The 10,013-nt window shown below is 61.7% G+C and carries 9 protein-coding genes and 2 pseudogenes; 3 read left to right on the forward strand and 8 right to left on the reverse strand.

Annotated elements, in window-relative coordinates:
• Positions 1-73: 73 nt before the first annotated feature.
• The 3 genes and pseudogenes from F0169_RS13055 to F0169_RS13065 form a co-directional block, all read right to left on the reverse strand.
• Positions 74-1,198, reverse strand: a complete 1,125-nt coding sequence (locus F0169_RS13055) for an alkene reductase (RefSeq protein WP_152746767.1) — start codon at positions 1,196-1,198, stop codon at positions 74-76.
• A gap of 80 nt (positions 1,199-1,278) precedes the next feature.
• A pseudogene (locus F0169_RS13060) lies at positions 1,279-1,954 on the reverse strand (type 1 glutamine amidotransferase domain-containing protein).
• Positions 1,951-2,580 (reverse strand): TetR/AcrR family transcriptional regulator, encoded by a 630-nt coding sequence (locus tag F0169_RS13065; RefSeq protein ID WP_152746768.1) that lies wholly within the window; start codon positions 2,578-2,580, stop codon positions 1,951-1,953. Before F0169_RS13065 ends, F0169_RS13060 begins: the two are co-directional and overlap by 4 nt.
• Positions 2,581-2,752: 172 nt before the next feature.
• On the opposite strand from F0169_RS13065, the gene F0169_RS13070 reads away from it, so the two are divergent.
• Complete coding sequence (locus F0169_RS13070; RefSeq protein WP_058413225.1) at positions 2,753-3,697, forward strand: GlxA family transcriptional regulator; 945 nt, start codon at positions 2,753-2,755, stop codon at positions 3,695-3,697.
• Here the strand turns inward: F0169_RS13070 and F0169_RS13075 are convergent.
• A complete protein-coding gene (locus tag F0169_RS13075; protein WP_058413270.1) occupies positions 3,675-4,181 on the reverse strand; it encodes a GNAT family N-acetyltransferase in 507 nt (168 codons plus the stop codon). The two genes, F0169_RS13070 and F0169_RS13075, sit on opposite strands and share 23 nt — an antisense overlap.
• 191 nt (positions 4,182-4,372) lie before the next feature.
• On the opposite strand from F0169_RS13075, the gene F0169_RS13080 reads away from it, so the two are divergent.
• A complete protein-coding gene (locus F0169_RS13080) occupies positions 4,373-5,242 on the forward strand; it encodes an undecaprenyl-diphosphate phosphatase (RefSeq protein ID WP_172979434.1) in 870 nt (289 codons plus the stop codon).
• A 3-nt stretch (positions 5,243-5,245) separates the two neighbouring features.
• Here the strand turns inward: F0169_RS13080 and F0169_RS13085 are convergent.
• From F0169_RS13085 to F0169_RS13100, 4 genes and pseudogenes are all read right to left on the reverse strand, one after another.
• Positions 5,246-6,069: pseudogene (locus F0169_RS13085) on the reverse strand (sugar phosphate isomerase/epimerase family protein).
• A 1-nt stretch (position 6,070) separates the two neighbouring features.
• On the reverse strand, positions 6,071-7,270 hold the full coding sequence (locus tag F0169_RS13090; protein ID WP_152746769.1) for an NAD(P)/FAD-dependent oxidoreductase: 1,200 nt from the start codon (positions 7,268-7,270) through the stop codon (positions 6,071-6,073).
• 2 nt (positions 7,271-7,272) lie between these two features.
• On the reverse strand, positions 7,273-7,593 hold the full coding sequence (locus tag F0169_RS13095; protein WP_058413229.1) for a MocE family 2Fe-2S type ferredoxin: 321 nt from the start codon (positions 7,591-7,593) through the stop codon (positions 7,273-7,275).
• A 27-nt stretch (positions 7,594-7,620) separates the two neighbouring features.
• On the reverse strand, positions 7,621-8,715 hold the full coding sequence (locus tag F0169_RS13100; RefSeq protein ID WP_152746770.1) for a fatty acid desaturase family protein: 1,095 nt from the start codon (positions 8,713-8,715) through the stop codon (positions 7,621-7,623).
• Between the two features lie 162 nt (positions 8,716-8,877).
• On the opposite strand from F0169_RS13100, the gene F0169_RS13105 reads away from it, so the two are divergent.
• On the forward strand, positions 8,878-9,927 hold the full coding sequence (locus tag F0169_RS13105; RefSeq protein ID WP_122252411.1) for a LacI family DNA-binding transcriptional regulator: 1,050 nt from the start codon (positions 8,878-8,880) through the stop codon (positions 9,925-9,927).
• Positions 9,928-10,013: the final 86 nt, after the last annotated feature.

A 10,013-nucleotide genomic window follows, 5' to 3' on the forward strand; every position in this document is an offset into this window, starting at 1 on the left:
AGATCTGCCGTGTATGCAAAAGCCGCCCTTGATCTGCTTCAACCACTCAGGTCGGCTTTCAGGCCGCCGTGCTTTATTCGGCGTAAGTCGGGTAATCGGTATAGCCGCGCTCCGAGCCGCCGTACAAGCCTTCGGCATTCAGGGGATTCAACGGCCAGCCATTAAAAATCCGCTGCGGCAGGTCTGGGTTGGCAATGAACGGGCGGCCGAATGCGATCAGATCCGCCAGCCCCGCCTCGACCAGTGCCGCCCCGCGCTCAGCGGTGTAACGGCCAGCGTAGATAATCCGCCCGCTGAAGGTGCTACGCACGGCTTCACGGAAGGTATCGGGCAGCACCGGCGCATTGTCCCAGTCGGCTTCGGCAATGGACACGTAGGCGATGCCCGACGCTTCCAGCACTTTGATCGCTTCGATGTAGGTGTGGTGCGGGTCTTCTTCCACCAGGCCGATGTACACCCGGTCTTCGTCGGTGCCGCTGAACAGCGGTGAGAAACGCACGCCGAGGCGTTCAGGGCCGACTACGGCGGTGACCGCTTCGACGATCTCGCGCAGAAAACGCAGGCGGTTGTGCAACGATCCACCGTATTCGTCGTCACGCTGGTTGGCGTGGGCCGAGATGAACTGGTTAACCAGGTAGCCGTTGGCCGCGTGAATTTCGACGCCATCAAAGCCTGCGTCCAACGCATTGCGCGCAGCTTGGGCGTAAAGCCCCACCAACTCTTCGATCTCCAGCGCACTCAATGCGCGGGGTACGGGCGGCTGCTTGAGTTCACCCACGCCAGGCCCGGTTTCGATAAACGCTTTGGCTTGCTCGGCGGCAATCGCAGACGGCGCGACGGGTGCGGCGCCGTCAGGCTGCAACGCGTTATGCGACACACGCCCGACATGCCACAGCTGGGCAAAAATCACCCCGCCTTCGGCATGCACTGCATCGGTGACTTTACGCCAGCCGTCAATTTGCGCGGGTGTGTAAATACCTGGCGTCCAGGCGTAACCCTGGCCACGCGGCTCGATCTGCGTGCCTTCGCTGACCATGAAACCTGCGGTGGCACGCTGGCGGTAATACTCAGCCATCACGTCGGTGGCAATATCACCCGGTTGCGCGCTGCGTTGACGCGTAAGCGGCGGCAATACCACGCGGTTATTCAACGTGTGATGGCCCAGTTTGACCGGGGTATTTAAACTGCTGTTATTCATGTGAAACATTCCATCTTCAGGGCGCACTAAAGCATTGGCGGCTCTTGCGAGCCGCCAATCAATACAGCGATTAATTAACGTTAAGCGGTGAGTTTCAGCAGCGCCTTGGCGACATCGCTGGAACTGGCAGGGTTTTGCCCGGTGACCAGCAAACCATCTTCAAGTACAAAGGACTGCCAATCAGCGCCCTTTTCATAATGGCCGCCGAGTGCCTTGAAATCATCTTCAATCAAAAACGGCACCACATCAGTCAGGCCCACGGCCGCTTCTTCGCTGTTCGAGAAACCGGTGACGCGACGGCCCTTGACCAGTGGCTCGCCATTCACGGCCTTGACGTGACGCAATGCGCCGGGGGCATGGCAGACAAAACCGATGGGCTTGCCGGCGCGCTCGAAAGACTCGATCAGCGCGATGGACGTGCTCGACTCCGCCAGGTCCCACAGCGGACCATGACCGCCTGGGTAAAATACGGTGTCGAAATCGTCGGCGTTAACTGTGTCCAGCTTGACGTGCTGGCCAGGGCTTGCTGCGCCGCCGGGTCCGCGGCGAAACGCCGGGTTTGCTCGGTTTGCGCGTCCGGCGCATCACTCACCGGGTCCAGCGGAGGCTGCCGCCGGCCGGGGATGCCAGCACCAATTCAGCGCCGGCGTCCTTGAACACATAATAGGGTGCGGCAAATTCTTCAAGCCAGAAGCCGGTTTTTTTGCCGGTATCGCCAAGCTGGTCGTGAGAGGTCAGTACCATTAATACTTTCATTTTCCAGTGCCTCGATCGATGTGAATGTCAGTGTTTTCAGGGCAACCCAACAAGTGCCGGGTCAGCTGTAACGCCTCTTCAAAAGGCGCGGGTGTTCGGGTGATCTTGCTCATGACGCTGGTCCCCAACCACAACGCATACAGGCGTTCGGCCAGGTGTTGCGGGTCTTGCTCAATCGTCAGCGAGCCGTCTTCGAGCCCGTGCTGCAAGGCCTCGGCAAGCAACGCAATGGTGCGTGCGGTGCCGCGCTGCAGGGCCAAACGCATGGGCTCTGAGAGGTCTGACACCTCGGCACCCAGTTTGACGGCAAGGCATTTGCCCGCGTCGGTGCAGCCGGTCTGGTTATCGATCCAAGAGAGCCAATAGCGCAGTAACTTGGCGGCCCCGGACAGTTCGGGTTGCTTGAACAGTTGCTCCATACCCTGCACATAGTTGTCGAAATAGGTATCGAGCAATACAACACCGAACGCATCTTTGGAGTTGAAGTAGTGATAAAACGAACCCTTTGGCACATCGGCGGCTTGAAGTATTTCGTTCAGCCCCACCGCAGAAAACCCTTTACGGCTAACAATTAATTGCGCCGTGTCCAGGATCGTCTGGCGTGCACTTTTGGATTCGTTGTTCATGCTTGCTCCCCACCGATTAGACCAGTCGTCTAGTTCGTTGAGGGAATCTTAGGCGTCGAGAAAAACTTCAACAATGTCATATCCGCAAGGATTTCGGACATCACGCAAAGTCAGTTGCCGTTTACGCGGCAGCCGCCGACAATCTGCCCTCCCGTGCCCCTGGAGAATAACGATGCACAGCGTTGCGCTGATGGTTTACCCGAACTTCCAATCGTTGAGCCTCAGCCTGGGCTCGGTGTTCGAGTGCGCAAACCTGCTGCGCGGCGAGCCGGCTTATGAATTTCACCTGGTGTCGGAGAGCGGCGGCGCAGTCATGACCTCTCAGGGCTTTTCCGTGAATACCTCGCCGATACGCGCGCAGGGTTATGACACGCTGATCGTCAGCGGCTACCTGGAATTTCGCTTGCCGGAAGCCAACCTGCTCGAACTGGTCAAGGCCGCCTCCGCGCAATCGCGACGTGTGGCCTCGTTGTGCATGGGCATCTTTGTGTTGGCCGAAGCCGGTTTGCTTGAGGGCAAACGCACCACCACCCACTGGATTCACGCCCCGGCGTTCCGCAAGCGCTACCCACATATCCAGTTGGAAGACGACAAGCTGTTCGTGGTCGACGGGCAAGTGTGGACGGGGGCCGGCATGAGCGCCGGGGTCGACCTGGCACTGGCGATGGTCGAGGCCGACTTGGGCAGCGACCTGGCGCGGCGTATCGCGCGCAAGCTGGTGATCGCGCAACGCCGAGGCAGTGAGCAGTCGCAGCTGTCGGCGTTGTTGGAACTGGACCCCAAATCCGACCGCGTGCAACTGGCCCTGGCCTATGCCCGCGAGAATCTAACCCATGACTTATCCGTGGAAGCCCTGGCGGAAGTGGCCCGGCTCAGCCCGCGCCAATTCAGCCGGGTGTTTCGTGAAGAAACCGGGCAAACCCCGGCCAAGGCCATCGAAGCGTTGCGCGTAGAAGCGGCGCGGGCGTTGATGGAAACCAGCCGGCACCCGGTTGAAGTGGTGGCCCGCGAAACCGGCTTTGGTGATCGCGAGCGCATGCGCCAGGCGTTTTTGCGCGCATTCGGGCAGCCACCCCAAGCGATGCAGCAGGCGTTTAATGCAGCGCCGCCCGCGTAATCAAGTAATTCACCAACTGCGGGTCATCCTCCAGCTCGATTGACTGCACCGAGCACGGCAAGTCGTCCAGCACTGCGCTCCAGAACGCCTGGGACACTTCATCCTGGTCAAAAAAACGTACCAGCCAGCGGGTCTGGCCACTGCTCAACACCTGCGTGGCGATGGCACGGCCAATGCCCTTGCGGCGATAGCGCTTGAGGATGAACAGGTCGGCCAGCTCCAGCGCATCGATGCCGGGTAATTCACTGCCTTCAATCAGCAGGAAGCCAGCGATAGAGCCGTCCACCAGCAGCAGGTTGGCGCTCCATTGCGGGTCCTGCCAGTAGCGTGTCAGGTGCTCGTCATGGATATAAAAGCGGCCATCGGCTTCTACGTCTTCCTGTTCCCAGTCCGACGATTCATAGGCGTAGTACTGGTAAAGATTACGGATCAGCTCAGACGCTTCAGGGCCGGTCTGGATCAATTCGACGGTGGTTTCAGGCATTGGGCTCTCGGTCAAAACAGGCAAGGCGCCATTGTTCACAAAATGCCCGCGCAGGCCAATACATTGCATAACCTTTCTGTTTGCTGAACCGATTGCGGATTTGTCCGGCCACGTCCAAAATCTTGAAACATTTAGAATAAACTTCGCCCATTGCGTTTTTTCAAAGACTCTTTATTTCAAGGACATGCACTGTGACAAACGTCTGTTCCGCCGGCCTGGATGTGGGCTTTGCTTCCCTCGACTACCTGCAGATCTTCATCCTGGGCGTGATCCAGGGCATTACCGAACTGTTGCCGGTGTCGTCCACCGCGCACATGCGTGTGGTGCCTGCCCTGCTCGGCTGGCAAGACCCGGGTTCGGCGTTTTCGGCTGCCATGCAGTTGGCGGCACTCGCGGCGGTGGTCAGTTACTTCTGGCGCGATGTGCGCCAAGTGGTCAGCGGCAGCATCGGCGCCGTGCGCCAAGGTGATTACGACAACCAGTGGTTCAAGCTGGCGGTGGCGATTGTGCTGGCGACCATTCCGATTTGTATCGCGGGCCTGGCGCTGTCGTCGACTTTGAACAGCTGTAATTCGCCGTTGCGCGGCCTGATGGTGATCGGCATTTCCTGCGTGGTCATGGCGGTACTGCTGGCCGCCGCCGAGCTGCGCGCGCGGCACACCCGTAACGTGAGCCAAATGCGCCTGCGCGATGCGCTGATAGTGGGTATTGCACAGATCGGCGCGCTGATTCCCGGTGTCTCGCGGTCCGGCTCCACACTGACCGCAGCACTGTTTTTGAACTTCAAGCGCGAAGAAGCGGCGCGCTTCTCGTTCCTGCTTGGCCTGCCGGCGATTGCCCTCGCCGGCTTGAAAGAGTTGTGGGTGCTGCTGCACACCGACCTGCCCGCCCATGCCTGGCCGCACTTGCTTTTCGGCCTGGTGGTCGCCAGCGTGTCGGCGTTCTTCGCGATTTGGGGGCTGATGCGGTTTTTGGAGCGGTTCTCTACCTGGCCGTTTGTGATCTATCGCGCGTTGCTGGGGGTCTTTTTGATTGTGGCGGTCAGCACCGGCTTCTTATAGGCGCTAGCGTGCTGCACAACAATCGTCCCAGACCTTGCGAATCAAGGTTTTCATCTTCAATGCCTGTGCCCAGCGATCACTGATCTCACGCCCCTGCGCGTCAGTGATCGCGTACGGCGGCGGGCCTAACTCGCAGGTGAAGGACAGGCTGTGCGAGGCGTCAGGGCGGCGCAGCCAGTCTTCGATCGCGTAGCGCCACCAGTCGGTGAAACGCTGCACCCAGGCCTGGTGCTGGGGGAAATCCAGCGAGACCTGCACCTGCTCGCTGCTGGCCACGCGACCGTGCAAGCCCCAGCTATGCCGCAGGATCGTGCGGATCTGCTCGTCGTCTTCCAAGGCGCCAGGCTCGGGCAACTCGCGCCGACCACGTAGTGAGACAAGTCGGCCAGCAGTTTGAGGTCGGGCATCTGCGCCAGCAGGTCGAGGGTGAACAGCAAGTCGCTGGTGAGGCGATAGCGGTGGGTTTCCAGCAGAATCGGGAAATCCACCTGCTCGGCCAGGCGCTGCCAGCCTTCGATCAGCCGCACCGCCTCGGCCTGCGTGCGCGGGCGCACATCAGCTTGCAGGGTGAGGTGGTGGCAGCCATAGCGGCTGATCACTTCCAGCGCGGCGGCGAGGTCGTCCACCGACTGCGGGAACACCTGGCCTTCGATCTGCAAACCCCTGGCGCTGGCGGCGGCGTGCAGGCGCTGCACGTCGGCGGTTTTCCAGTAATGGTCGGTGATGCCGTCAAAGCCTGCGGCGACAATTCGGTCAAGCTGCGCCTCAAGCGGGCCGGGCTCGGTTTGCATGGCCCAAAGAGATTGGAATACCACAAATTGGCGCATATCAGCCTCGCAGCAACTGTTTAAGGGACAGGTCGGGGTCGGCCAGGTTGGCCTCGTTGAGCACCGTGCCTGCGCTGATCAGGCGTTCGCAGAGTTTGATCTCCTTGGCCACGCTGTTGCCCGGCGCCCAGCCGCAGGCGCCTTGCAAACGGCGGTCGGGGTCGAGGTAGAACAGCAGCAGGCCAGCGCCAGGCAATGGCCGGCTGACGCTCAGCGCGGTGATCGCGCCCACCGTCTGCAAGCCCCAGTCGTACTGATCGGACCAGAACCCCGGAAGCGCCTCGAACGCCAGCTCACGCCCGAGCAGATTCAGCGCGGCATGCCGACCCTGAGCTTCAGCGTTGCGCCAGGTTTCCTGACGCTGATAAACCCCGCCCACGCTGAACTCGCAGACGTCGCCCGCCGCGTACACATCCGGCGCGCTGGTGCGCAACTGCGCGTCGACGCGAATGCCCTGCCCGGTTTCCAGCCCCGCCGCCACGGCCAATTCGATATTCGGTTGCATGCCGATGCCGACCACCACCCAGTCGCACGGCACGTGCTCGCCGCCTGTTAACTGCACGGCGTCGGCGTGGATGGCCTCTACCACCACGTTCAAACGCACGTCCACTGCGTGCTGGCGATGCAGGTCCAGCAGCGCCTGCGAAATCACTGGCGGCAGCACCCTGCCCGCCAGCCTCGGCCCGGCTTCGAGCACCGTCACTGCGCAGCCAAAGGCTCGGGCGCTGGCTGCGACTTCGAGGCCGATAAACCCGCCACCGATAATCACCAGCCGTGCGCCGGGGCGTAACGCGCTGCGCAAGGCCACCGCGTCATCATGGGTGCGCAGGTACAGCACGTGCGCCAGGTTGGCGGGCAAACGCCGCGCCCTGCCACCGGTGGCCAGCAACAAGCCGGCATACGGCAGCCACTGGCCATCGGCCAATTGCAGGCGATGCTCGTGCGGCTGCAACCGGGTCATCGGGTTACCCGCTATATGCTCGATGCCCAACTCGGCAAGCCGGGCGCTGTCGAGCAAGCTGCAGCCTGCCAGGTCCATGGTGCCCTGCAACACGCCCTTGGACAGCGGCGGTCGCTCGTAGGGCAAGTGCGGCTCATCGCCGATCAGGATCACGCGCCCGGTGTAGCCCTCTTCGCGCAGGGTCAGTGCTGCGCGGCCACCGGCATGGCCGGCGCCGACGATAATCAGCGGGTTATTCATCATCACGCCGTGACAGCGAGCAGCACCCGCCCCGCTTCGACCCGCACCGGGTAAGTCTTGAGGTTGATGCACACCGGCGCGCCCATCGCCTGGCCGGTGCGGTAGTCGAAGCGCCCGTTGTGCTTGGGGCACTCGATGATGTGGTCCATCACCAGGCCGTCGGCGAGGTGAATTTTCTCGTGGGTGCACAGGCCATCGGTGGCAAAAAACTGGTTATCGGCGGAACGGTAAACCGCGTAGGTGTGCGGCCCGTGGTCGAAGCGCAGCACATCTTCTTCGTCTATTTCGCCCACGGCGCAGACATCGATCCATTGATCGTTCATGGCGTTTTCTCTTGTAATTGGGAGGTATCAGCGCGCGCAGGCGTCTGCATGCACAGCGGCATCTGCGGCCGGTTCAGGGCGCGTGCGTAACGGGCGCTGCACGAAATACGCCGGGTCGCTGCGCTGCTTCCAGAGCGTCGGGATGATTTCCTTAAACGCCTCAACCATATTCGCGTAAGGCGGCGGGCAGTCGTCGCGGATCTCCTGGTGCAGTTGCGCGAGGGCGTGGTACGGCACCATCGGGTACATGTGGTGCTCAAGGTGGTAGTTCATGTTCATGTAGATAAAGCGCAGCACGCGATTCATGTAGATCGTGCGGCAATTGCTGCGGTGGTCGAGCACATCCTCGGCCAAGCCGACGTGCTGGGTGAGGCCGAACAGGTAACCGAGCCAGGCACCGTAAAGACTCGGCAGGCCCACCAGCATCAGCGGCAACCCACTGTGCAGGTACAACGCCGCGCCGATGACAACGGCGTAAATGGCGACCCAGATACGCGCTGCGCGAAACACCTTGGGCCACTCCGACTCAGGGATAAAGTCCTGCTCCTGAGCACTCATCTTGCCGATCGAATGGCGTGCCACGCCACTGAAGGTCTTCCACGCCAGCGGCAAATTGAACAGGCTCAGGCCCATCAGCAGCAGGCTCGGCGGGCGCGGCTCGACGATCTCCGGGTCACGGCCGACCACGATGGTGTCGGTATGGTGTCGGGCATGGCTCCAGCGCCACACATGCGGTTCGAAGAGGCACATAAAACTCGCCACCTGATACAGCGCGTCATTCATCCAGCGGGTCTTGAACGCGGTGCCATGGCCGGTTTCATGCCAGCGCGGGTTAGAGGCGGTGCCATACAGCACGCCATAGGCTACAAAGAACGGCACACAGGCCCATGTGCCCCAGAACCAGTAACCGCCGAAGCCGCTCGCCAGCAGCGCCAGCACCCAGAGCGCGGTGTCGAGCAACGCCGGGCCGTCGCGGCGCTGCATCAGTTCTTTCATGCGTTTACGCGAGATCGGCGACTGGTACCAACTGGCCGAGACCAGGCCTTTTTGAGCCGCGCGAGCGGCTTCCGGGCCGGTGAGGCTGTAGTCGCGACGGGTGGGATGAGCGGTGTGTTCAGGCATTCTTATTGTTCTCCGCAAGCGTGGGGTTTCAGAGGCTGTGCGAAGCAAAAGATAGAGCGCGGCTAAATCAGCCTCAAGGCCTTGAATCCATTCCCTATCAAGCTATCATCCAGGCCCAGCGCAGCTTGATGGTTTTCCATCAAGACGCATAAGGGGCCTGTCATGCACAACAATAAACGCCCAACCATCGCTACCGTCGCCGCCCATGCGGGCCTCAGTGTGGCCACCGTCGACCGGGTGCTCAACGCGCGCGCACCGGTCAACCCAGGCACCGCTGAACAAGTGTTCCAGGCTGCCGAAGCCGTGGGCTACTTTGCCGCGCGGCTGATCGGCCAGCGCATTCGCGAACGCCGTCCGACTTACCGCTTCGGCATTCTGCTGCTGGGCACCGCCCAAGCGTTCTATGCCAACCTTGCGCAGTCGATCAGCGAGGCGGCGCACCACCACGCCACGGCCAACCTGACCTGCCAGTTCGACTACATCGTTGACCGCAGCCCCAGCGCCATCGTCGCTCAGATAGAACAACTGGCCGTGCAGTGCGACGCGCTCGCCGTGGTCAGCTTTGCCCACCCGCTGATCAACGCCACCCTCGCGCAAATCCGCGAAGCCGGCGTGCCGGTGGTCGCCCTGCTCTCGGCTATCCATGAGCAAGCCGCCGAGCCCTACGTGGGCCAGGACAATCATGTGGTCGGGCGCACCATGGGCTGGCTGCTGGCACGCACCTGTGGCGCGCGCAAAGGCAGCGTCGGGATCTTGCTCGGCGGTCATCGGTTTCTTGGCCATCAGGCGCGTGTCGAAGGCCTGCACAGCTACCTGGCCGAACACGCGCCGGGGCTAAAACCGCTGGACCCGCTGATCAACCTGGACAACTGCGACATTACCGAAGAAGCCACCCTCGACCTGCTCACCCGCCACACCGACCTGCGCGGCGTATGCGTAGTGGGCGGCGGCGGCGACGGCGTGATCAGTGCCCTCGCGCAATTGCCCAAGCGCCCGGCGCTGTGCTGCATTTTGCAGGAGTCCACCGAGCTGTCACGCCAGGCGCTGAGCCAGGGCCTGATCGATGTGGTGATGGATTCACAGCCACGCCAGACGGCGACCGCGCTGGTGGAATTACTGGTGCAATTGCAGAGCGCAGAAGGCTTCGACCCGGTACGGCATCGGGTGCATATCCCGCCGCTGATCGTGACCTCAGAGAACATGCCTGACTGATGGACGCCCATCAAACTGTGGGAGCGGGCTTGCTCGCGATGGCGTCAACCGGGTGTGCCTGACACACCGAGGTGTCTGCATCGCGA

It is taken from the genome of Pseudomonas kitaguniensis (assembly GCF_009296165.1).
GTDB lineage: Bacteria > Pseudomonadota > Gammaproteobacteria > Pseudomonadales > Pseudomonadaceae > Aquipseudomonas > Aquipseudomonas kitaguniensis.